The sequence below is a fragment of the Nonomuraea zeae genome, from assembly GCF_005889725.1.
In the GTDB taxonomy this organism is placed as follows: Bacteria; Actinomycetota; Actinomycetes; order Streptosporangiales; family Streptosporangiaceae; genus Nonomuraea; species Nonomuraea zeae.
The window spans coordinates 19,226-39,490 of sequence record NZ_VCKX01000095.1; the positions used below are offsets into that span (position 1 = coordinate 19,226).

The window sequence follows — 20,265 nt, forward strand, 5'->3', positions numbered from 1 at the left end:
CATGAACGAGCACAGATCCGAGACCCAGGACCAGGCCGGCCCGCGGGGCGAGCACGTGCCTCCCGCGCAGGCCGCGCCCGCGGAGACCGACGCGAAGCTGGCGGAGCTGGAGGACCGGTGGCTGCGGGCGGTCGCGGAGCTGGACAACCTGCGCAAGCGCATCGCCCGCGACGCCGAGCGGATCAGGGCCGAAGAGCGGTCCAAGGTGGCGGCCGAGTGGCTGCCCATCCTGGACAACCTGGAGCTCGCGCTGAGCCACGCGGTCCGCGGCGACGGAGGCGCGGACGCCGTCCTCGAGGGAGTACGAGCGGTGCGGGACCAGGCGGTCACCCTGCTCAACAAGCTCGGCTACCCCCGTCACGACGAGAGCGGTGTGCCCTTCGACCCCGCCCGCCACGAGGCGGTGACGACAGTCGAACGGGCAGATGCCGATCCGGGCACCGTGGTGGAGGTGCTCAGGCCCGGCTACGGCGACGGCGAGCGGCAGCTCAGGCCGGCGATCGTGGCCGTCGCGAAGAAGGTGGAGTGATGGCCGAACGCCGGGACTTCTACGAGGTGCTCGGCGTCGACCGGAACGCCGACGCCGACGAGATCCAGCGGGCCTACCGCAAGCTCGTGCGCGCCTACCACCCTGACGTCAACAAGGATCCCGGCGCCGAGGACAGATTCAAGGACATCTCGGAGGCCTACAGCGTGCTCTCCGACCCTGAGACGCGTCGCCGCTACGACGCGTTCGGACACGATTTCCGCCAGGTGCCGCCCGACGTCGATCCCGCGGACTGGGCCCGCGCACGCAGCCGAGCGGGCGCGGGTGCGCGGGCCGGCGCGGGGGCCGGCGCCGGGGGCGGCCGGTGGCGCTCGACCGGGGCCGAGGGCTTCGGCTTCGGCGCGGACGAGGGTATCGACCTGGAGGACCTGCTCGGTGGCATGTTCGGTGGCCGGGGCAGGCGGCAGTGGGGGCCGGTGCCCGGCGCCGACCAGGAGGCGGAGCTGACGCTGACCGTGGAGGAGGCGTACCACGGCGGGCGCCGCAGCATCACGCTGTCCGGAGGCAGGCGGCTGGAGGTCACGATCCCGCCCGGGGTCACGAACGGGCAGCGGATCAGGCTCGCCGGCCAGGGCGGGCACGGCAATGAGGGAGCCCAGCGAGGCGACCTCCACCTGATCGTGCGGATCGCCGACCATCCCCGCTACCGCCTGGAGGGCCGTGACATCTACGCCCCGCTGCCGTTGGCCCCCTGGGAGGCGGCGCTCGGCGCCACGGTCGCCGTCGACACGCCGGGCGGCGAGGCGAAGGTGAAGGTGCCGCCGGGCACCTCCACGGGCCGCCGCCTGCGCTTGAAAGGACGCGGCATGCCCCATCCGCGCGGAGCCGCGGGCGACTTTTACGCCGAGGCCCGGATCATGGTGCCGCCCAGGCTGACCGATGAGGAGCGGCGCCTGTTCGAGCAGCTCGCCGCCGTCTCGCACTTCGACCCCAGGAGTCGCTCATGAGTTACGCGCTCGTCCGCCCGGTCCGGCTCGACCTGGACGCCTACGCGCGGGCCACCGGCCTGCATCCGCAGGCCGTGCGCCGGCTGGTGGCGCTCGGCCTGCTGGAACCGGGCAGGAACGCCAGGGGGGAGCTGTGCTTCACGCCCGCCCAGGTGGCGGCGGCGGCCCGCATCCAGCGGTTGCACGAAGGACTGGCCATCAACTACGCCGCGATCGGCGTGGTGATCGACCTCCTCGACCGGATCGGGGAGCTGGAGACCGCCCTGCGCGACCTCCCACGACCACGCTAGGGGGCTGGAGTGGACCCGAACAGGATGACGCAGAAGTCGCAGGAAGCATTGCACGACGCCCAGACCAAAGCCTTGCGCTTCGGTCACACCGAGGTCGACGGCGAGCACCTCCTGCTGGCTTTGCTCGACCAGCCCGAGGGGCTGGCGCCCAGGCTCCTGGAGCAGGCCGGCGCCGATCCGCGCCGCCTGCACGCCGATCTGGAGGACGAGCTGTCGCGACGGCCCAAGGTCAGCGGTCCGGGCGCCGCGCCCGGCCAGGTGTTCCTCACCCAGCGCCTGTCCCGGCTGCTCGACACCGCCGACCGGGAGGCACGCCGGCTCAAGGACGAGTACGTCTCCGTCGAGCACCTGCTGCTGGCCCTCATCGAGGAGGGATCCACGACTGCGTCCGGACGTCTCATGCATGGTCAGGGCCTGAGCAGGGATCGGTTCCTGGAGGCGCTCACCGCCGTGCGGGGCAATCAGCGCGTCACCTCGGCCATGCCCGAAGTGGCCTACGAGGCGCTGGAGAAGTATGGGCGTGACCTGGTCGCCGACGCTCGGGCGGACAAGCTCGACCCGGTGATCGGCCGTGACGAGGAGATCCGGCGGGTGATCCAGATCCTGTCTCGCAAGACCAAGAACAACCCGGTCCTGATCGGCGATCCCGGCGTCGGCAAGACGGCCGTCGTCGAAGGGCTCGCCCAGCGCATCGTCCGCGGCGACGTGCCCGAGGGGTTGCGCGACAAGACCATCTTCAGCCTGGACATGGGCTCGCTCGTGGCGGGCGCCAAGTACCGCGGGGAGTTTGAGGAACGACTCAAGGCCGTGCTGAACGAGGTGAAGGCCGCGGAGGGGCAGATTCTGCTGTTCGTGGACGAGTTGCACACGGTGGTCGGCGCCGGGGCGACCGAGGGCGCCATGGACGCCGGCAACATGCTCAAGCCGATGCTGGCCCGCGGCGAGCTGCACATGATCGGCGCGACCACGGTCGAGGAGTACCGCAAGCACATCGAGAAGGACGCCGCCCTGGAGCGGCGGTTCCAGCCGGTGCTGATCGACGAGCCGTCGGTCGAGGACGCCATCTCGATCCTGCGCGGACTGCGCGAGCGGCTGGAGGTCTTCCACGGCGTGAAGATCCAGGACAGCGCCCTGGTGGCCGCGGCGAAGCTGAGCCACCGCTACATCGCCGACCGGTTCCTCCCCGACAAGGCCATCGACCTGGTGGACGAGGCCTGCGCGATGATCAGGACCGAGATCGACTCCATGCCGGCCGAGCTGGACGCGCTGACCAGGCGGGTGATGCGGCTGGAGATCGAGGAGGCCGCGCTGGCCAAGGAGGACGACGCCGCAAGCCGCACCCGCCTGGCCGAGCTGCGCGAGGAGCTGGCCGCCTCGCGGGCCGAGGCCGAGGCGATGCGGGCGCAGTGGGAGGCCGAGCGCTCGGCCCTGCGCAAGGTCCAGGGCCTGCGGCAGGAGCTGGAGGCCGTACGGCGGGAGGCCGAGCAGGCCGAGCGCGACTACGACCTCAACCGCGCCGCCGAGCTGCGCCACGGCAGGCTGCCCGAGCTGGAGCGCCGGCTGCGCGCCGAGGAGGAGCGGCTGGGCACCCGGCAGGGCGGTCACCGGCTGCTGCGCGAGGTGGTGACCGAAAGGGAGATCGCAGACATCGTCGCCCGCTGGACCGGCATCCCGGTGGCACGGCTGCAGGAAGAGGAGCGGGACAAGCTGCTCAAGCTCGACCAGATCCTGCACGAGCGCATCGTCGGCCAGGAGGAGGCCGTGCGGCTCGTGGCCGACGCCATCATCCGCGCCCGCTCGGGCATCAAGGATCCCCGCCGTCCCATCGGGTCGTTCCTCTTCCTCGGGCCGACCGGCGTCGGCAAGACCGAGCTGGCCAGGTCTCTCGCGGCGGCCCTGTTCGACACCGAGGACAACATGGTCCGCATCGACATGAGCGAGTACCAGGAACGCCACACGGTCAGCCGTCTCGTCGGCGCGCCTCCCGGTTATGTCGGTTATGAGGAGGGCGGGCAGCTCACGGAGGCGGTGCGGCGCAAGCCGTACTCGGTGGTGCTCTTCGACGAGATCGAGAAGGCCCACGCGGACGTCTTCAACGCGCTGCTGCAGGTCCTGGACGACGGCCGGCTGACCGACGCGCAGGGCCGCACGGTCGACTTCCGCAACACCGTGATCATCATGACCTCCAACATCGGCTCCCAGCACCTGCTGGACGGGGTCACCTCCGACGGGGAGATCAAGCCCCAGGCACGCGAGAGCGTGATGGGGGAGCTGCGCCGGCACTTCCGGCCCGAGTTCCTCAACAGGATCGACGACATCGTGCTGTTCAAGCCGCTGACCGAGGCGGAGATCGAGCGGATCGTCGACCTGATGTTCACCGACATCAGGCAGCGGCTGACCGACCGGCGGCTCACCCTGGAGGTCGCCGAGGAGGCCCGCAAGCTCATCGCCAACCAGGGCTACGACCCCGTCTACGGCGCCCGGCCGCTGCGCCGGTTCATCGCCCGCGAGGTCGAGACCAGGATCGGCCGAGCCCTGCTCGCCGGAGACGTACCCGACGGCTCGACCATCGTGGTCGGCGCCGACAAGGGCGAGCTGAACGTCACCTTCTACACCCCGGAGAGCTGACATGCACACCATGCGCTGCACCAGCTGCGGGAAGCCGAACAAGGTTCCGGACGCCGCCTCGGGCACGCCCCGCTGCGGCAACTGCCACCAGCCGCTGCCGTGGATCGCCGACGCCGGCGACGACACCTTCGCGCAGGTCGCCGAACAGGCCGACCTGCCGGTACTCGTCGACTTCTGGGCGGAATGGTGCGGGCCGTGCCGGATGGTCACGCCAGCGCTCGACCACATCGCCCAGGAGATGGCGGGACGCGTGAAGCTCGTCAAGGTCGACGTGGACCGCTCCCCGGCGCTCTCGCAGCGCTTCACGATCACGGCTGTCCCGACGCTCATGATGCTCAACGAGGGCCGCGTCGTGGCGCAACGCGCCGGCGCGGCCCCGACGCCCCAGCTACGCGAATGGGTCGAGGACACACTGAGGACGCCGTCATGACCCGGGCGCCGGCCACCCTGACCGAGACTCCGGACCTGCACGGGGCCTATCCCCGGCTGGACGAACGGCGCATCGCGGATCTGTCGCAGTGCGGCGAGCGCAGGGCCGTGTCGCCCGGCGAGACCCTCTACCGGGAAGGCGAGCCGATCGGCGCGTTCATCGTGATCCTGCGCGGCACGGTCGCCATGGTCGAGGGGTATCGCAGCGAGGAGGAACGCACGATCGCCGTCCACGGCCCCGGACGGTTCCTCGGCGAGCTGGGCCTGCTCACCGGCCAAGCCGGGTTCCTGACCGCGCTCGTGCGGGAGCCCGGCGAGATCCTCGCCGTCCCGGCCGACCAGGTGCGCACGCTGGTGGCCGGTGACCCGGCGCTCGGGGACCTCATCCTGCGGGCCTACCTGACCCGCCGCACCCTGCTGATCGGCATGGACGCCGGGTTCCGCATCATCGGCTCCCGCTACTCGCCTGACGCCCGCCGGCTGCGCGAGTTCGCGGCACGCAACAGGCTCCCTCACCGGTGGATCGACCTGGAGGAGGACGAAGAGGCGGAGGCGCTGCTGCGCCAACTCGGCATCTCCCCGCAGGAGACGCCGGTCGTGATCTGGCACGGAAACCAGGTGCTGCGCAACCCGACCGCCGCCACGCTGGCCAGGACCATCGGCCTGCCTGCCCCTCGGCCCGGCAACGGCGTGTGCGACCTGATCGTCGTGGGCGCGGGCCCTGCCGGCCTGGCCGCGAGCGTGTACGGGGCCTCGGAGGGCCTGACCACGGTCGTGCTCGACGCGGTCGCCGCGGGCGGCCAGGCGAGCACCTCCTCCCGCATCGACAACTACCTCGGCTTCCCGTCGGGAATCTCGGGCGCCGAACTCGCCGAACGCGCCGTCATCCAGGCGGCCAAGTTCGGCGCCCAGCTGACCGTACCGGCCGAGGCGAGCGGACTGGAGGCCGACAACGGCCGCTACAGCGTGCTCGTCGAGGGCGGGCCCGCCGTACAGGGCCACGCCGTGCTCATCGCCACCGGCGCCCGCTACCGCAAACTCGACGTTCCCGACCTGGAGAAGTACGAAGGCTGCGGCGTCTACTACGCGGCGACGCCGTTCGAGCTGCGCATGTGCCGGCAGGCGCCGGTGGTCATCGTCGGCGGCGGCAACTCCGCGGGCCAGGCGGCACTATTCCTGGCCAGCAGCGCCTCGTCAGTGCGCATGCTCGTCCGCGGCGGCGACCTCAGCGAGAGCATGTCCCGCTACCTCACCGACGCGATCGGCCGGACGCCCGGCATCGAGATCATGTTCCACACCGAGGTACGCGAACTGCTCGGGGACGGCTCCCTGCGGGCCGTGCGCGCCCAGAACAACCAGACGGGGCAGTCCATCGAGATCGAGACCAACGCGATGTTCGTGTTCATCGGCGCGGATCCGCACACCGGCTGGCTGGCGGGCGCCGTCGCGCTGGACGATCGGGGCTTCGTCATCACGGGAAACGGCTCGCCGCACTGGGAGGCCCTTCCTCTGGAGACCGGGCAGCCCGGCGTGTTCGCCGTAGGGGACGTTCGCAGTGGGTCGGTCAAACGGGTCGCATCCGCGGTCGGGGAGGGCGCCATGGCGGTACGCCTGCTGCACGAAAGGTTCGCCAAGACGGGGAATCGACGGTGAGGACGGCGGTGATCTGTATGCCGGGTTCCCTGGCCGAGGGCCGGGACACCCGGCGGCAGTGCGACGGGCGGGTGGCTTATCTTCCTCGATGGCTCGGCGGGTGTCAGTGCCTGTGGCCGTTGGGGTGCAGGACGACCTTGGTCCAGCCCTCCTCGCGGGTGTCGAAGTTCCGGTAGCCTTCCGGAGCCTGCTCCAGCGGCAACTCGTGGGAGACGACGAACGACGGCGTGGCGCGACCGGTGTGGATGAGGTTGCGCAGCTGCCGATTGTAGGCTTTGACGTTGGCCTGACCGGTGCCGATCTTCTGGCCCTTGAACCAGAACAGGCCCATGTCGAAGGGGATCTCGCCCTTCTTGGCCATCGCGTCGGGAGCGCCGGGGTCCTGGGGCAGGAAGATGCCGACCACGCCGATGCCGCCCGTCGGCCGTACCGACTTGATCAGGTTGTTCATCGTCATGTTGGGGTGCTCGGTGCCTTGCGGGTCGTGTGCCTGGTAGCCCACACACTCACAACCCCGGTCGGCACCTTCGCCACGGGTCTGTTCCAGCACCTGGTCAACAGGCGAGCCCTTGGAGTCGTCGATCGCGATCGCGCCGATCGACTCCGCGAGCCGGAGCCGGTCGGGGTGGCGGTCGACGACGAAGACCTGGCTGGCGCCCTTGATCATCGCCGAGTAGGCGGCCATCTGGCCGACCGGGCCGGCGCCGTAGACGACGACCGAATCGCCCGGCCGCATGCCGGAAAGTTCGGTGCAGTGCCAGCCGGTGGGGAAGATGTCGGCCAGCATCACGTAGTCGTTCTGCTTCTCCTTCGCATCCGGCGGCAACCGCAGGCAGTTGAAGTCGCCGTAGGGCACGCGCAGTAGTTCGGCCTGGCCGCCGTTGTAGGGGCCCATGCCGGCGAAACCGTACGCGGCGCCGGCCGCGTCAGGGTTGAGGGTGAGGCAGAAGGCGGTCAGCCCGGTCTCGCAGTTCTTGCAGTGCCCGCAGGAGATGTTGAACGGGATGCACACCATGTCGCCGACCTTGATCCGGTCGACCGCCGACCCGACCTCGACGACCTCGCCGAGGTTCTCGTGGCCGAGCACCCGGCCGGGCTCCAAGTCGGTGCGCCCTTCGTACATGTGCAGGTCCGACCCGCAGATGTTGGTCGTGGTGACGTGGACCAGGACGTCGGTCGGCCGTTCGACGCGGGCGTCCGGCACGTCCTTGACCACCACGTCGCGGGCACCGTTGTAGACGAGTGCTTTCATGCTGTCCCCTTGGTTGGTTTGCTATGTGCCGATGACGATCCAGCCAGCCGAACAGCTCCGGCGAGTGAGGCGGACCCAGCTCAACTCATTCCCTCGAATTTCAGGGCATACGTTCCATATCCGGTCAGATGTCGCCATAGATATGCCCAGCTCGTACGACACGCGCCGCTCCGGAGGAGCTCCATGTGAAACAGGCCGAGCACGAGGAAACGCCGGTGACAGACCGCACGCGGGACGTGGCGTTCAGCCGCGTGGCAGCCGCGCTCGTCATCACGCAGCTGGTGCTTGATCTGAAGGCGCCGCACTCCCGCCGGGCGAGCTGCTGAAGGAGTGGCCGAGCACCCGCCCCCGGTGCCTCCGGCAGCCTGGCCCGCGCCAACAGCTACCAGCAGGCATACCTGTACGAGCCGTCACCCAAGCGGGAGCGGCACCTGCTGCAGCTGCACTGGCGGGCACTGGCCCACTGGCGGCCGGAAAGCTGGAACCTCCAGCTGGCCATCCGCGTCCACGGCGTCGCGATCGGCTTGCAGAACATGTGGGCGGCCGACTTCGCGACCGTCCGTACAGTCGAGACCGGCTCGTGGATCACCCGGCCACGCCAGGGGCACGGGTACGGGACCGAGGCCCGCGCCGCCGTCCTGGAGCTGGCATTCGCTCACCTGGGCGCGGTGGAGGCGCACACCTCCTACGTGGACGGCAACACCGCCTCGCAGCGGGTGTCACGCAAGCTCGGCTACGTCGGTAACGGGCGCCGCGCCAACGCCGAAGACGGGACACGCGTCATCGAGCATCGCATGCTGCTCGACGCGGTCACATGGGCGAACCACCGGATGCCCGGCATAACGGTCGACGGCGCAAGCGAGTGCTTGGAACTGTTCGGGCTACGGGCCGACGAACCCCACTCGTGACTGCAGGTCGAGTTTCTACGCGCCCGGAGATTGCAGTGCTTGGTCATCGAGCCTCGCGCCGGTCGATCGCGCTGATCAACGGCTTCAGAACCACGAGCCGGGAAGGAGGACTGGCGCTGGCCTGGAGAACCAGCGCACGACATGCAACGCCCGAGGTCACGGCGGGCAGTTTCAGCACCGCTTCAACTCCGGTCAGGCCCCTGCGTGCTCCGGCGAGGTCGAATCTGTTGTCAGATGGCGGCAGGCGCCTTCGATCACACCGTGGCGATCGGCCATCCCGCTGACGGGGTTGGCGTCGTTGCACCATGAGGCTGTTAGCGTGGCTTGGCGCGGAACGTCCGGCGGTAGGCGCCGGGCGTGGTGCCCAGGGCATTGTGGAAGCGCCTGCGCAGGTTGGTGGCCGAGGAGAGGCCGACGCGGCGGGCGATGGCGTCCAACGGGAGGTCGGTGGACTCCAGCAGGTCCTGGGCCGTGGCGATCCGCTGGGCCAGCAGCCACCGCCCTGGGCTGATGCCGAGCTGGTCGGCGAATTGCCGGGCGAGGGTACGCGTCGAGACGCCCGCGTGCCTGGCCATGCCCTCGATGGTGACCGGTTCGCCGAATCTCTCGGTGACCCACTCCAGCAGCGGCGCGAGTGTGCCATCCAGCTGTGCGGGATGTGGCGGCGCCGCGTACTGCAACTGACCGCCCTCGCGGTGCGGCGGCATCACCATGGTCCGTGCGACATGTGCGGCGTACCGAGCGCCCTGGTCCTTGCGGATCAGGTGCATGCACAGGTCGAAGCCGGCCCCGGCGCCGGCGCTGGTGGCCACGTCACCGTGGTCCACGTACAGCACGTCCGGGTCGACGTGAATGTGCGGGAAGCCCGCTGCGAGCTCGTCCGCCAGCTGCCAGTGGGTGGTCGCCCTTCGTCCGTCCAGCAGGCCGGCGTGCGCCAGCGCGAAGGCGCCGGAGCAGATGCTGACCACCCGTGCTCCGCGGGAGTGTGCGCGGCGCAGCGCCCGGACGACCGCAGATGAGGGTGGCTCCTTGGCGGGCAGCCAGCCGGGGATGATCACGATGTCCGCTCGGTCGAGTGCGTCCAGCCCATCGGCAACGAGCATGTCGTACCCGGCGTGCGTCGCGATCGGTCCGGGCTGCTCCGTGCACACGCTGAAGGCGTACCGCGTCGGAAGTCCTGGCCGCTCGATGCCGAACACCTGGGCTGCGCAGGCGAGTTCGAAGGTCGATTGCGGTGGGCGGATGAGGGCCACTACGCGGTGCATGGCAGGAAAGTACCGCATGATGTCTTTCCTGGCGCTCGGCGCGGTAGGCGGCCGGCCGCCAGGCTGGCCCCATGACGCCAGAACAGGACATGGCTGCCTATATGTCGCCTGCCGTCCCAAACGGCTCCGAGGATGCCGTGGGCTGGTTTGGGGGCGAAGCAGCTAGATGACCAAGAATGAAACAGTTCCGGGAGAGTCTCCGTGGCGGGGCCGGGCTGCGGTTCTGACCCTGGGTACGTTCGCGGTCGGAACTGACGGATTCGTCATCGTGGGTCTCCTTTCCCAGATCCAGAAAACGCTCCAAGTCAGCACTGCTGCAGCCGGTCAGCTGGTGAGCGTGTTCGCCATTGCCTACGCGCTCTTGGGGCCCGTCCTTGCCGCGTTCACGGGCAGGTGGTCCAGACGCCGGGTCCTCGTGACCGGGATCGCGCTGCTCGCGGCGGGAAACGCCGTGACGGCGTCGGCTCACGTTTACGGGCTGGTCCTCGCGTCCCGTGTCCTGGCCGGGTCCGGCGCGGCGCTGTTCGTCGCGAGCGCTGTGGCTACGGCCGCACACCTCGCCGGCGAACAGCGGCGGGGGAGGGCCATCGCCATGGTGACCGCTGGAGCGACGCTCTCGCTGGTGCTGGGTGCTCCGCTGGGTACGCTCATCGGCGGCGCATGGAGCTGGCAGATGGCCATTTGGTTCGTCGCCGCGGTCGCCGTAGGCGTTGCGGTCGTCATCGCCGCGCTGCTGCCGCCGATCAGGCTCGATCAAGGCGCGACACTGCGGCAGCGCATCGCGCCGTTGACCGACCGGCGGGTACTGCGGGTCCTGGTCGTCACACTGCTGGCGTTCATCGGCATTTTTCTTCCCTTCACGTACATGAGCGCGGTCTTCGCGCCGGCGATCGGCGGTGAGCAAGCCAGACTCGCGCTCCTGCTGCTGGTGTTCGGAGTCGCGGCCACGGCGGGCAACCTGACGGCCGGCTCGTTGACCGATCGGTACGGCTCACGGCGCGTCGTCATCGGCGCCACCATGGGCGTCGCCGCGGTGTGCGTGGTCATGCTCGCGGTTCAGCAAGTCTTCATCCTCGTGGCGATCGCCCAAGCGCTCAGCGGTGTCGTGTCGTACTCGGTCATGGGACCTCAGCAGCATCGGATCATCGCCTACGCGGCTCCTGAGAGTGCGTCGCTCGTGACCTCGCTGAACACGTCTGCCGGCTACCTCGGCAACTTCCTGGCCAGCAGCATCGGAGCGGTCATCCTCAGCATCACCGGCTCCGCGACCCTCCTCCTGCCCATCGCCGCGGCCTTCGCCGCGTTCGCGGCGTTCCTCGCCTGGTGGCTGCCACGATCCACCGGAGAACGCGGTGGGGAAGCTGTCGGCGAGACCGGCAAGCCAACCGCCACACCGCCGGAACGGGCACCTTCGACACGATGAGATGGAAGCGCACGTCGAGCACATTGCGTGGCGGGGACAAGTGGACGTCGGCCGAGAGCCGGACAAGTGCGCCGCATGGGTGTGGTTCCCGCTCGACTCCCCGCCCGAGCAACTCATCCCCTACGCCGCCGCGGCCATCGCCCACTACGACCTACGGGTGTGCGTCTGCCGGCCCGGATGGCCTCATCGCGTTTCGCGCGTAGGAACGTCAGGGTGAGGTCGATGCCTTCGATCTCGTCGAGCCGGTCGAGCATCGTCGGGTTGACGTTCAGCCCTACTCGCCATGCGGGTCGTGGGCGTTGAGCGCGGCGACGACCTGGTCGTAGTCGCCGCGCGCCTCCCCGTACCGAAGGAACTTCACGTTCTCGACCTGGATCTCCTTCGCGTCCGGCTGCGTCTCCAGCAGCGCCACGACCTCCGTCACGAACTCCTCCAGCGGCATCGCGAACTCGCTGTCCTCCTGGCCTGGCAGCAGAGAGGTGCGCACGGCCGGCGGCACCAGCTCTACGACCTTCACGCTCGTGCCGGCGAGCTGCAGCCTGATCGACTCGCTGAGCATGTGGATCGCGGCCTTCGAGGCGTTGTAGCTCGGCGTGACCTTCAAGGGCGTGAACGCCAGGCCCGAGGAGACGGTGACGATCGTGGCGTCCGGCCGGGCCCGCAGGTGCTCCACGAACGCGGCGATGAGCCGGATCGGGCCGAGCACGTTGGTCGTCACCGTCTCCTCGGCCGAGGCCAGGAACGACGAAGGCTGACGCCAGTCCTCGATGCGCATGATGCCGGCCATGGTGACGAGCACGTTGAGGTCCGGATGCCGGGCCAGCACCCCCTTGGCGGCGGCTTCGATGCTCGCGCCGTCCGCGGTGTCGATTTCCACGGTGTCGATGTCCGGGTGCTCCGCGGCGATCCGGTCGAGGAGTTCGGTACGCCGCCCGCCGATGATGACCTTGTTTCCTCTGGCCCGCAACGCGAGGGCGAGTGCGAGGCCGATCCCGCTGGTGGAGCCGGGGATGAAGATGGTGTTTCCGGAGATGTTCATGCGGCAAGGCTGCCCGGTCCTGCGCGGCAGATGCAGAGACCGGTTATCGGGGGATCGGCGATCCCTGGCTGGCGGACATGGCATTCGGGGAGATGGGCGATGCTGGACGTATGGACCGTGCAGCACTCGCCGACTTCCTGCGCCGCCGCCGTGAGGCGCTGCGGCCGGAGGACCTCGGGCTTTCCGCCGGCATGCGTCGCCGCGCCCCCGGCCTCAGGCGGGAGGAGGTGGCGGCGCTCGCCACGATGTCGACCGACTACTACACCCGGCTCGAACAGCGGCGCGGGCCGCAGCCGAGTGAGCAGATGCTCGCCTCGCTCGCCAGGGCGTTGCGGCTGACCGCCGACGAGCGCGACTACCTGTTCCAGATGGCGGGGCACAACGCCCCCGCGCCGGTGTCGGCCGCGACACACGTGGCCCCCGCGCTGCTGCGCGTGCTCGACCGGCTGAGCGACACCCCGGCGCTCATCCTGTCCAACCTGGCCGAGACGCTGGTGCAGAACCGGATGGCCGATGCCCTGTTCGGCGACAGGTCGGGCTACACGGGCCTGGCCAGGAGCGACATCTACCGGTGGTTCACCGACCCTTCGGAGCGGCTGCGTTATCCCGAGGACGACCGCGACCGGCAGAGCCGCGCCATGGTGGCCAACCTGCGGGCCGCGTACGGGCCGATGGGCTCGCAGTCGCGGGCCGGCGACCTCGTGCGGGCGCTGCGCAAGGCGAGCGCGGAGTTCGCCGAGCTGTGGGATCGGCACGAGGTCGCCAAGCGCTTCGAGGACCACAAGACGATCGTGCATCCCCAGCTCGGCCCGATCGAGCTCGACTGCCAGGTGCTGTTCACCGAGGACCAGTCCCAGGCGCTGCTCGTGCTCACCGCGCCGCCCCGCAGCGAGGGCTACGAGAAGCTGCAGCTGCTCGCGGTGCTGGGCAACGAGCCTTTCCCCGCCAACGCCACCTAGAAGTGCGGGGAGCTCGTAGCGCCCCCGCCACGACGACCGGGCGGGATGGACGCATGCCCACTGCGCCGGAGTCGACCAAGTCCCTCTTGTGCCCAGAAGCTGACCGCCCGCGCCCGCACCTCCTGGCCCAACTCGCGAGCGTGGACGTCCATCACCGCGGCAGTTCGCCTATCTCGACGTCGAACTGGCTGACCGGTCCCGGCCAGGGACTGCGCGGCCTCGTGGCCAAGTAGTCGCCGTGCTCCAGGTCATCGAGCAGTGTCGGATGGGTGGGGGACCAGCCGAGCAGCTCCTGCGTGTGAGCACTGGAGACGGGCGCGTCGAAGCCGTAGACCCTGGCCATGAACGGGCTGACGTAGTGCCTGGCAGCCTGATCGGGGGTCAGCGAGACCATCGGCAGGTTCAGGCCCCGGGCGATGGTCTGCGCGATGCTCTTCATGGTGACGCCGTTTTCGGCTGCTCCGTGCAGCACGCTGCCCGCAGGAGCCTTCTCCAGTGCCAGGCGGAACAGGACCGCGGCGTCGAGCCGGTGCACTGCGGGCCACCGGTTGGTGCCGTCGCCGACGTAGGCCGAGACGCCGGTCTTCCGTGCGGTGGCGATGAGCATGGGGATGAAGCCGTGGTCTTGAGGGCCGTGGACGGTAGGAGCGAGGCGGACCACGCTCGCGCGCACCCCCCGGGCGGCGAAGTCCAGGCAGGCCCGCTCGCCCGCGATGCGGAAGGCGGCGATCCCGGCCGCGTCGGGTTCGTCCTTCTCGGTGGTCTCCCGGCCGGCGGGCATGACCAGCGTGCCCGAGGTGATGGCGAGCGGCTTGCCCGAGTGTTCCAACGGCTGGCCGAGGGCCTCGATCGCGGTCCGGTCGCGCCTCATCATGTCGTCGAGGTCGGAGAAGTCCCCGCCGTAGGCCATGTGCAGGACGCCGTCGGCGGTTTCGGCGCCGCGGCGCAGGCTGTCGTGGTCGTCCAGGGAGCCGCGGTGGGGTGTGGCGCCCAGCGACTCCAGCCGGGCGGCGGCGGCATCCGAGCGGGCCAGACCAGTGACGTCATGGCCGGCCGCGACAAGCTCGGCGACGACGGCGGGGCCGGTCTGGCCAGAACCACCGGTGAGAAAGATATGCATGAAAAAGCTCCTTCTGAGGGTGTCTGCACCGGGGGCCGCTGGACGGGTCCGGTGCGGGTGAGGCGGGAACGGCCTGCCATCGAGGGCCAGCAACGTGTCGTATGCGCGTCCTGTCAGCGCCTGCGAGGCGGGACCGAGACCTTGATCATCTCGCAGGCCTTCGGACCGAAAGGCCGACGTCGCCGCCACCAGCGACGAAAACCTGCCACGCAACAACGGTCACTGGCACCAAGTAGCGCCAGCGACTGACCTTAAGTAGCGCCAGTCGTTGGCGTCAAGTGGTGTCAGTGACTGGCGTATGCGGTATGTTCGGGTGGTGCCACGAAGCGGAAAAGAAGCGCGCCGCCGCCTGCAGCAGGCGGCTTTGGAGCTGTACGGGGAACGCGGGTTCGATCAGACCACCACAGCTGAGATCGCCGCCCGGGCAGGCGTCAACGAGCGCACGTTCTTCCGGCACTTCCCGGACAAGCGCGAGGTGCTCTTCGACGGCGAAGCCGACCTGCGCGCCGCGCTGACGCAGGAGGTGGCCGCAGCCCCCGATGGCCTGCAGCCACTCGGCATACTGCTGTGCGCCTTCCGGAAAGCCGGGCGAATCCTTGAGGCCAACCGCCCGTTCTCCGAGCCACGGCTAGCGATCATCGCCAAGACCCCAGCCCTCCGAGAACGCGACTTGGCCAAGGCCGCAGCCCTCACCGAAGCCCTAGCGGAGGCGCTACGTCAGCGCGATGTCCCCGACCGGCTGGCCGGCCTGGCCGCACAAACCGGCTGGGCCACCTTCCACCACGCCGCCCAAGCCTGGATCGACGACCCCTCACAGAGCTTGGACGCACATCTCCTCCAAGCTTTCGACGATCTGCACGCCCTCTCCGCGACCGTGCCAGCCGGGGTGCCACCCGAAACGGCAGAAACGGGCCGCAGGGTGAGGTAGCTGCCGGTCAGTTGCCCGCGAGTGCCCCGTAGCCCGTTCTGCCCGGTCTCCGGTGCGTTGACAGCGGCGGCGAGCGCCCGGGCCGAAGACCCCGGGAGCGGATCGCGGCCTTCGGGTGCGCGGTCCTGGGCTTCAAGGTGATCGACCGGAGCGAGGGCAAGGTCGAGATCGGCTCATGGGAGCCGAAGTCGAAGAGGTCCGGGCCCGGCAGATGCCGCCCACCCTGGTCTTCGTTCGCGTGGCCGAGGGCAAGGTCGTGAAGAACCGGCTCCACCTGGACGTCAGTCCGATCGACGGAAGCACCGAAGAGGAGGTGGCCAGGCTGCTCGCCCTGGGCGCCGCCAAGGTGGACGTGGGCCAGGGCAATGGACGGAACTGGGTGGTCATGGCCGACCCCGAGGGCAACGAGTTCGACGTCCTCCGCTCCCTGGCACCTCCAACGAGATGATCACATGAGTTGTAGGCCGTAGCCGGTCAGTGAGCGCAGGACGGGCTGTCCGCCGTCAGATGGCGGCGGGCGGCCAATCGCGCCGCCTCCGTGCTCACCGCCGGGTGCCGGCCCTACGCCTGCTCCTTGCACACCGCCTCGATGTTGTTGCCGTCCGGGTCATCCACGAACGCGCAATAGGCGCCATAGTCGGGCCAGACCCGGGGTTCGTGCCGGGACTTGCCGCCGGCCGCCAGCGCGGCCGCGTAGAAGGCGTCGACCGCGGCCCGGTCACGGGCGGTGAACGCGATGTGCGCGCCCCGAGTCACCGTGGCATCGCCCGCGGGATACAGGCCGAAAGAGGGAGTGTCCAACTCCTCCTCCCAGAACTCCGCTCCGCCGTCAGCCGCCGTTCCGACAACACCGAGGGGCTTGAGCGCGGCGGTGTAGAAGCGCGTGCTCGCCTCGAGGTCCGAGGCGATGAAGGTCACATGGTGGATGAAAGGCCATCGTTCTGTCATGACCGCGGAGTCTACGAGAGCCCGGCGCGCCGACGCGCGCCGAGCTCAGTACGGCTCGAAGGTCGGGGTGTCGATAAGACTCGTGCGACCGCGTACACCCGTTTGAGTCCGCCCAGGTCAGCGGTGCCGCTGCCCGCCACGCTCACAGCCACGGCCGACATGATCACTCGTGCTCTCCGAGCCGCCGGTTCACCGGAGGAGGTCGCGCCGCCTCAGCGTGCTGCCGAGCGCTGCCGCCGCCGAGCGCACCGCGGTCACGTGTCCCTCAGGCCGGAACCTGCCGGTGGGGCCGGCCACGCTGATCGCGGCGAGCGGCTCGTCGCCGCGTCCCAGCACCGGCGCGGCGACACACAGGAGCCCGGCAGCCGACTCCTCCGCCTCGAACGCGACGCCGGTCTCCGCGACGCGCCGCAACTGGCTCCGCAGGATGCCCGGCGCGACGACGGTGTGCGGCGTGCGTCGCTCGAGCGGCCCGGTCAGCACCTCGCGCCGCAGGTCGGCGTCGGCGTACGCGAGCAGCGCCTTGCCGATCGCGGTGCAGTGCAGCGGCATCCGCCCGCCGGTGCGCGAGGGCGCCCTGGCCTGGCGGTGGCCGCCGATCTTGGCGACGTAGACGACGTCGTGACCCTCCCGCACCCCTAGGTGGACGGTCTCGTGGGTGCGCTCGTAAAGATCCTGGAGGAACGGCATCGCCAGCTCAAGCAGGCTGCGCTCCAGCGAGGCCAGCATCCCGAGCTCGAAGAGGCCGCCGCTGAGGCGGTATCCGCCCTCGGTGCGGTCGAGCAGGCGGTTGGCGACCAGATCGCCGGCCAGCCGGTGCACGGTCGCCTTGTGGAGGCCGGTACGCCGCACCAGCTCGGCGAGGCTGACGCCCCGGTCCTCGGGACGGAAGGCGCGCAGGATCGTCACCGCCTTGCCCAGCACCGTGTCGAGATCAGCCGTCTCCGTCACCCTCTCAGCGTATCGCTGAGCGAGACGATGTGCTGGTTGGCGGACGACCCTGCCTGCACAGTGGGGGTATGAACGAACCCACCGGGCTCGCCGCCGCGAGCCCGTCCGACATAACCGCCGCGGCGGAGCGGCTCGCCGGCGCGGCCGCGTCCGGCGTGTCCTGCGCCCCCGTGCGGGACCTGATCGGCCGAAACGACCTGGCCGCCGCGTACGCCGTCCAGGCCGCGCTCACCGGGCGCCGCCTCGCCGCCGGCGCTCGAATCGTCGGCCGCAAGATCGGCCTGACCTCGGAGGCGGTGCGACGGCAGCTCGGCGTCGACCAGCCCGACCTCGGCGTGCTCTTCGACGACATGGCCTACGCCGATGGGGGCACCATCCCGATCGGGCGGGTCCTCCAGCCGCGGGCCGAGGCGGAGATCGCGTTCGTGCTCCGGGCCGACCTGGCCGGCGGCCCGCTCGACGCTCCACAGGTCCGGGACGCGATCGAGTACGGCGTCGCCGCGCTCGAGATCTGCGGCAGCCGGATAGCCGGGTGGGACATCTCTTTCGGCGACACGGTCGCCGACAACGCCTCCTCGGGCGCGTACGTGCTGGGGACGGAGCGCCGTACCCTCGACGAGTTCGAGCCGGTGGACGTGGTGATGTCGATGAGCATCGGCGGTGCGGAGGTCTCCACCGGGACCGGCGCGGCCTGTCTGGGCGACCCTGTGGAGGCGGTCGTGTGGCTGGCCCGCATGGCCCGTGACCTCGGCGAGCCGCTGCGCGCGAGGCAGGTCGTCCTGTCCGGTGCGCTCGGTCCGATGCGGCCGGTCGCCGCCGGCGACACCGTCACCGCCACCTTGTCCGGCCTCGGCACGGTGACGGTCGGATTCACCGGGGGAGCAGCGTCATGACCAGGACGAAGGTCGCGATCATCGGGTCGGGCAACATCGGCACCGACTTGATGATCAAGGTTTTGCGCGGGGCGCGCCACCTCGAGATGGGGGCCATGGCCGGCATCGACCCCGGGTCCGACGGCTTGGCCCGCGCCGCCCGGATGGGCGTCCGGACGACGCACGAAGGTGTCGACGGGCTGATCGCGCTGCCTGACTTCGGCGAGATCGGGATCGTCTTCGACGCGACCTCGGCCAAGGCGCACGAGGTGAACGCCGCGAAGCTGACCCCGTTCGGGACGCGGCTGATCGACCTGACCCCGGCCGCGATCGGGCCCTATGTCGTCCCCGCCGTCAACCTCGACGAGCACCTCGACGCGCCGGACATGAACATGGTCACCTGCGGCGGCCAGGCCACGATCCCGGTCGTCGCCGCCGTCAGCCGGGTGGCGCCCGTCGAGTACGCCGAGATCGTCGCGTCGATCGCGTCGAAGTCGGCAGGTCCGGGCACCCGGGCCAACATCGACGAGTTCACCGAGACCACCTCGGCCGCCATCGAGCAGGTCGGCGGAGCGCGCCGCGGCAAGGCGATCATCATCCTCAACCCTGCCGAACCGCCGCTGATCATGCGGGACACGGTCTTCTGCCTGGTCGCGGCGCCGGACCCGGCCGCACACGAGGAGATCCGCCGTTCGGTCGAGAAGATGGTCGCCGACGTCGCCGCCTACGTCCCCGGCTACCGGCTCAAACAACAGGTGCAGATCACCGAGATCCCCGCCGACCAGCCGGTCGGGACGCTCCTCGCCGACGGCGCCGCTTCGCCCACCCACCAGGTGTCGGTCTTCCTCGAGGTCGAGGGGGCCGCGCACTATCTCCCGGCCTACGCCGGCAACCTCGACATCATGACCTCCGCCGGCCTGCGGGTCGCGGAACGCGTCGCGGCGCGGAAGGCGGGCCTTTGATGAGCACTCCGATCTTCGTCCAGGACGTCACGCTGCGCGACGGGATGCACGCCGTACGCCACCGGGTCACTCCGGGGGACGTCAAGCGCATCGTCACGGCGCTCGACCGGGCCGGCGTCGACGCGATCGAGGTCGCACACGGCGACGGCCTCGCCGGCGGGTCGCTCAACTACGGTCCCGGGTCGCACACGGACTGGGAATGGATCGAGGCCGCGGCGTCGGTACTGGTGAACGCCCGCCTGACCACCCTGCTGCTGCCGGGTGTCGGCACCCTCCACGAGTTGAAGCGCGCCCACGACCTCGGCGTACGCTCCGTCCGGGTCGCCACTCACTGCACCGAGGCCGACATCTCCGCGCAGCACATCGCCGCGGCGCGCGAGATCGGCATGGACGTGTCCGGATTCCTGATGCTCTCCCACATGGCCCCGCCGGAGGAGCTGGCCCGGCAGGCGAAGCTCATGGAGTCCTACGGCGCGCAATGCGTCTACGTCACCGACTCCGGCGGCCGGCTCACGATGAACGATGTGGCCGCGCGGGTCCGGGCGTACCGCGATGCCCTCGACGCGGAGACCGAGATCGGGATCCACGCCCACGAGAACCTCTCGCTGTCGGTCGCCAACTCCGTCGTCGCGGTCGAGAACGGCGTCTACCGGGTCGACGCGTCGCTGGCCGGTCACGGCGCGGGCGCGGGCAACTGCCCGCTGGAGGCGTTCATCGCGGTCGCGGACCTCTCGGACTTCGAGCACCGATGCGACCTGTTCCAGCTCCAGGACGCCGCGGACGACATCGTCCGCCCGCTGCAGGACCGTCCGGTGCGCGTCGACCGGGAGACCCTCACCCTGGGGTACGCCGGCGTCTACTCGTCATTCCTCCGCCACGCGGAGACCGCCGCCGCGCGGTACGGCGTCGACGTCCGCGACATCCTCATGGAGTGCGGCCGCCGGCGGCTGGTCGGTGGCCAGGAGGACATGATCGTCGACATCGCGCTCACGCTGGCCGCCGAGCGGGAGAAACTGCCCGCCTGACAGTGAGGATGTAGATGAGCGCTTCCCGCCAGGGGCTGACCCACCGCCTGACTGACTTCGGGTCCTTAACGGGATGTGTCGTCCCTGGCCGGGAGGCGCTCATGTGCACTCACCGGACG

General features: G+C 70.1%; 21 protein-coding genes. 15 read left to right on the top strand and 6 right to left on the bottom strand.

The window, feature by feature from the left end; translation table 11 throughout:
* Position 1 precedes the first annotated feature (1 nt).
* Genes ETD85_RS28160 through ETD85_RS28185 form a run of 6 tightly spaced genes read left to right on the top strand, consistent with a single transcriptional unit; the run spans position 2 to position 6,494 of the window.
* On the top strand, positions 2-529 hold the full coding sequence (locus tag ETD85_RS28160) for a nucleotide exchange factor GrpE (protein ID WP_138692802.1): 528 nt from the start codon (positions 2-4) through the stop codon (positions 527-529).
* Positions 529-1,494, top strand: a complete 966-nt coding sequence (locus tag ETD85_RS28165) for a DnaJ C-terminal domain-containing protein (protein WP_138692803.1) — start codon at positions 529-531, stop codon at positions 1,492-1,494. The genes ETD85_RS28160 and ETD85_RS28165 overlap by 1 nt, the downstream gene beginning before the upstream one ends.
* Positions 1,491-1,784 carry a chaperone modulator CbpM gene (locus ETD85_RS28170; RefSeq protein WP_138692804.1) on the top strand — a complete coding sequence of 98 codons (294 nt, stop codon included), beginning with the start codon at positions 1,491-1,493 and terminating at the stop codon, positions 1,782-1,784. The genes ETD85_RS28165 and ETD85_RS28170 overlap by 4 nt, the downstream gene beginning before the upstream one ends.
* A gap of 24 nt (positions 1,785-1,808) precedes the next feature.
* Positions 1,809-4,412 (top strand): ATP-dependent chaperone ClpB, encoded by a 2,604-nt coding sequence (gene clpB, locus ETD85_RS28175; RefSeq protein ID WP_240779469.1) that lies wholly within the window; start codon positions 1,809-1,811, stop codon positions 4,410-4,412.
* A gap of 10 nt (positions 4,413-4,422) precedes the next feature.
* Complete coding sequence (gene trxA, locus ETD85_RS28180; protein WP_240779470.1) at positions 4,423-4,842, top strand: thioredoxin; 420 nt, start codon at positions 4,423-4,425, stop codon at positions 4,840-4,842.
* Entirely contained in the window at positions 4,839-6,494 is a 1,656-nt protein-coding gene (locus tag ETD85_RS28185) for an FAD-dependent oxidoreductase (protein WP_206058650.1), read from the top strand. The genes trxA and ETD85_RS28185 overlap by 4 nt, the downstream gene beginning before the upstream one ends.
* A 103-nt stretch (positions 6,495-6,597) precedes the next feature.
* Here the strand turns inward: ETD85_RS28185 and ETD85_RS28190 are convergent, their stop codons facing one another.
* Positions 6,598-7,746, bottom strand: a complete 1,149-nt coding sequence (locus tag ETD85_RS28190; RefSeq protein ID WP_138692808.1) for a glutathione-independent formaldehyde dehydrogenase — start codon at positions 7,744-7,746, stop codon at positions 6,598-6,600.
* Between the two features lie 185 nt (positions 7,747-7,931).
* Between ETD85_RS28190 and ETD85_RS63315 the strand changes: the two genes are divergently transcribed.
* Both ETD85_RS63315 and ETD85_RS28195 read left to right on the top strand, forming a co-directional pair.
* Positions 7,932-8,072: a hypothetical protein gene (locus tag ETD85_RS63315; protein WP_170246876.1), complete on the top strand. Its 141-nt coding sequence runs from the start codon at positions 7,932-7,934 to the stop codon at positions 8,070-8,072.
* 72 nt (positions 8,073-8,144) lie between these two features.
* Positions 8,145-8,654 carry a GNAT family N-acetyltransferase gene (locus tag ETD85_RS28195; protein ID WP_276617287.1) on the top strand — a complete coding sequence of 170 codons (510 nt, stop codon included), beginning with the start codon at positions 8,145-8,147 and terminating at the stop codon, positions 8,652-8,654.
* Between the two features lie 314 nt (positions 8,655-8,968).
* On the opposite strand, the gene ETD85_RS28200 is transcribed toward ETD85_RS28195, so the two are convergent.
* Positions 8,969-9,919, bottom strand: coding sequence for a helix-turn-helix domain-containing protein (locus ETD85_RS28200; RefSeq protein ID WP_138692810.1), 951 nt, complete (start codon positions 9,917-9,919; stop codon positions 8,969-8,971).
* Positions 9,920-10,085: 166 nt separating this feature from the next.
* Between ETD85_RS28200 and ETD85_RS28205 the strand changes: the two genes are divergently transcribed.
* Positions 10,086-11,342, top strand: a complete 1,257-nt coding sequence (locus tag ETD85_RS28205; protein ID WP_138692811.1) for an MFS transporter — start codon at positions 10,086-10,088, stop codon at positions 11,340-11,342.
* Between the two features lie 274 nt (positions 11,343-11,616).
* Here the strand turns inward: ETD85_RS28205 and ETD85_RS28210 are convergent, their stop codons facing one another.
* On the bottom strand, positions 11,617-12,381 hold the full coding sequence (locus ETD85_RS28210; protein ID WP_138692812.1) for an SDR family oxidoreductase: 765 nt from the start codon (positions 12,379-12,381) through the stop codon (positions 11,617-11,619).
* Between the two features lie 110 nt (positions 12,382-12,491).
* Here ETD85_RS28210 and ETD85_RS28215 point away from each other — a divergent pair, with 110 nt between their 5' ends.
* A complete protein-coding gene (locus ETD85_RS28215; RefSeq protein WP_138692813.1) occupies positions 12,492-13,340 on the top strand; it encodes a helix-turn-helix transcriptional regulator in 849 nt (282 codons plus the stop codon).
* A gap of 151 nt (positions 13,341-13,491) precedes the next feature.
* On the opposite strand, the gene ETD85_RS28220 is transcribed toward ETD85_RS28215, so the two are convergent.
* The gene (locus tag ETD85_RS28220; RefSeq protein ID WP_138692814.1) at positions 13,492-14,460 is read right to left on the bottom strand and encodes an SDR family oxidoreductase; all 969 of its coding nucleotides are present in this window, start codon (positions 14,458-14,460) and stop codon (positions 13,492-13,494) included.
* Positions 14,461-14,776: 316 nt separating this feature from the next.
* Here ETD85_RS28220 and ETD85_RS28225 point away from each other — a divergent pair, with 316 nt between their 5' ends.
* Both ETD85_RS28225 and ETD85_RS28230 read left to right on the top strand, forming a co-directional pair.
* Positions 14,777-15,388: a TetR family transcriptional regulator gene (locus ETD85_RS28225; protein WP_138692815.1), complete on the top strand. Its 612-nt coding sequence runs from the start codon at positions 14,777-14,779 to the stop codon at positions 15,386-15,388.
* A 175-nt stretch (positions 15,389-15,563) separates the two neighbouring features.
* Positions 15,564-15,836 carry a VOC family protein gene (locus ETD85_RS28230; protein ID WP_338087180.1) on the top strand — a complete coding sequence of 91 codons (273 nt, stop codon included), beginning with the start codon at positions 15,564-15,566 and terminating at the stop codon, positions 15,834-15,836.
* A 113-nt stretch (positions 15,837-15,949) separates the two neighbouring features.
* On the opposite strand, the gene ETD85_RS28235 is transcribed toward ETD85_RS28230, so the two are convergent.
* On the bottom strand, positions 15,950-16,306 hold the full coding sequence (locus tag ETD85_RS28235; protein WP_240779471.1) for a VOC family protein: 357 nt from the start codon (positions 16,304-16,306) through the stop codon (positions 15,950-15,952).
* Between the two features lie 219 nt (positions 16,307-16,525).
* Positions 16,526-17,287, bottom strand: a complete 762-nt coding sequence (locus tag ETD85_RS28240; protein ID WP_138692817.1) for an IclR family transcriptional regulator — start codon at positions 17,285-17,287, stop codon at positions 16,526-16,528.
* Positions 17,288-17,355: 68 nt separating this feature from the next.
* Here ETD85_RS28240 and ETD85_RS28245 point away from each other — a divergent pair, with 68 nt between their 5' ends.
* The 3 genes from ETD85_RS28245 to dmpG are packed head-to-tail and all read left to right on the top strand — an operon-like array spanning position 17,356 to position 20,146.
* Positions 17,356-18,180: a 2-keto-4-pentenoate hydratase gene (locus ETD85_RS28245; RefSeq protein ID WP_138692818.1), complete on the top strand. Its 825-nt coding sequence runs from the start codon at positions 17,356-17,358 to the stop codon at positions 18,178-18,180.
* Complete coding sequence (locus tag ETD85_RS28250; RefSeq protein WP_138692819.1) at positions 18,177-19,121, top strand: acetaldehyde dehydrogenase (acetylating); 945 nt, start codon at positions 18,177-18,179, stop codon at positions 19,119-19,121. The genes ETD85_RS28245 and ETD85_RS28250 overlap by 4 nt, the downstream gene beginning before the upstream one ends.
* Positions 19,121-20,146 carry a 4-hydroxy-2-oxovalerate aldolase gene (gene dmpG / locus ETD85_RS28255; protein ID WP_138692820.1) on the top strand — a complete coding sequence of 342 codons (1,026 nt, stop codon included), beginning with the start codon at positions 19,121-19,123 and terminating at the stop codon, positions 20,144-20,146. Before ETD85_RS28250 ends, dmpG begins: the two co-directional genes overlap by 1 nt.
* Positions 20,147-20,265: the final 119 nt, after the last annotated feature.

Excerpts from the sequence above, each read along its gene's own strand:
- ETD85_RS28220 (WP_138692814.1), bottom strand. The coding sequence starts at position 14,460 with ATGCATATCTTTCTCACCGGTGGTTCTGGCCAGACCGGCCCCGCCGTC.
- clpB (WP_240779469.1), top strand. The coding sequence starts at position 1,809 with ATGACGCAGAAGTCGCAGGAAGCATTGCACGACGCCCAGACCAAAGCC.
- ETD85_RS28215 (WP_138692813.1), top strand. The coding sequence starts at position 12,492 with ATGGACCGTGCAGCACTCGCCGACTTCCTGCGCCGCCGCCGTGAGGCG.
- dmpG (WP_138692820.1), top strand. The coding sequence starts at position 19,121 with ATGAGCACTCCGATCTTCGTCCAGGACGTCACGCTGCGCGACGGGATG.
- ETD85_RS28210 (WP_138692812.1), bottom strand. The coding sequence starts at position 12,381 with ATGAACATCTCCGGAAACACCATCTTCATCCCCGGCTCCACCAGCGGG.
- ETD85_RS28170 (WP_138692804.1), top strand. The coding sequence starts at position 1,491 with ATGAGTTACGCGCTCGTCCGCCCGGTCCGGCTCGACCTGGACGCCTAC.
- ETD85_RS28160 (WP_138692802.1), top strand. The coding sequence starts at position 2 with ATGAACGAGCACAGATCCGAGACCCAGGACCAGGCCGGCCCGCGGGGC.
- ETD85_RS28185 (WP_206058650.1), top strand. The coding sequence starts at position 4,839 with ATGACCCGGGCGCCGGCCACCCTGACCGAGACTCCGGACCTGCACGGG.
- ETD85_RS28250 (WP_138692819.1), top strand. The coding sequence starts at position 18,177 with ATGACCAGGACGAAGGTCGCGATCATCGGGTCGGGCAACATCGGCACC.
- ETD85_RS28200 (WP_138692810.1), bottom strand. The coding sequence starts at position 9,919 with ATGCACCGCGTAGTGGCCCTCATCCGCCCACCGCAATCGACCTTCGAA.
- ETD85_RS28245 (WP_138692818.1), top strand. The coding sequence starts at position 17,356 with ATGAACGAACCCACCGGGCTCGCCGCCGCGAGCCCGTCCGACATAACC.
- ETD85_RS28230 (WP_338087180.1), top strand. The coding sequence starts at position 15,564 with ATGGGAGCCGAAGTCGAAGAGGTCCGGGCCCGGCAGATGCCGCCCACC.
- ETD85_RS28165 (WP_138692803.1), top strand. The coding sequence starts at position 529 with ATGGCCGAACGCCGGGACTTCTACGAGGTGCTCGGCGTCGACCGGAAC.
- ETD85_RS28205 (WP_138692811.1), top strand. The coding sequence starts at position 10,086 with ATGACCAAGAATGAAACAGTTCCGGGAGAGTCTCCGTGGCGGGGCCGG.
- ETD85_RS28190 (WP_138692808.1), bottom strand. The coding sequence starts at position 7,746 with ATGAAAGCACTCGTCTACAACGGTGCCCGCGACGTGGTGGTCAAGGAC.
- trxA (WP_240779470.1), top strand. The coding sequence starts at position 4,423 with ATGCGCTGCACCAGCTGCGGGAAGCCGAACAAGGTTCCGGACGCCGCC.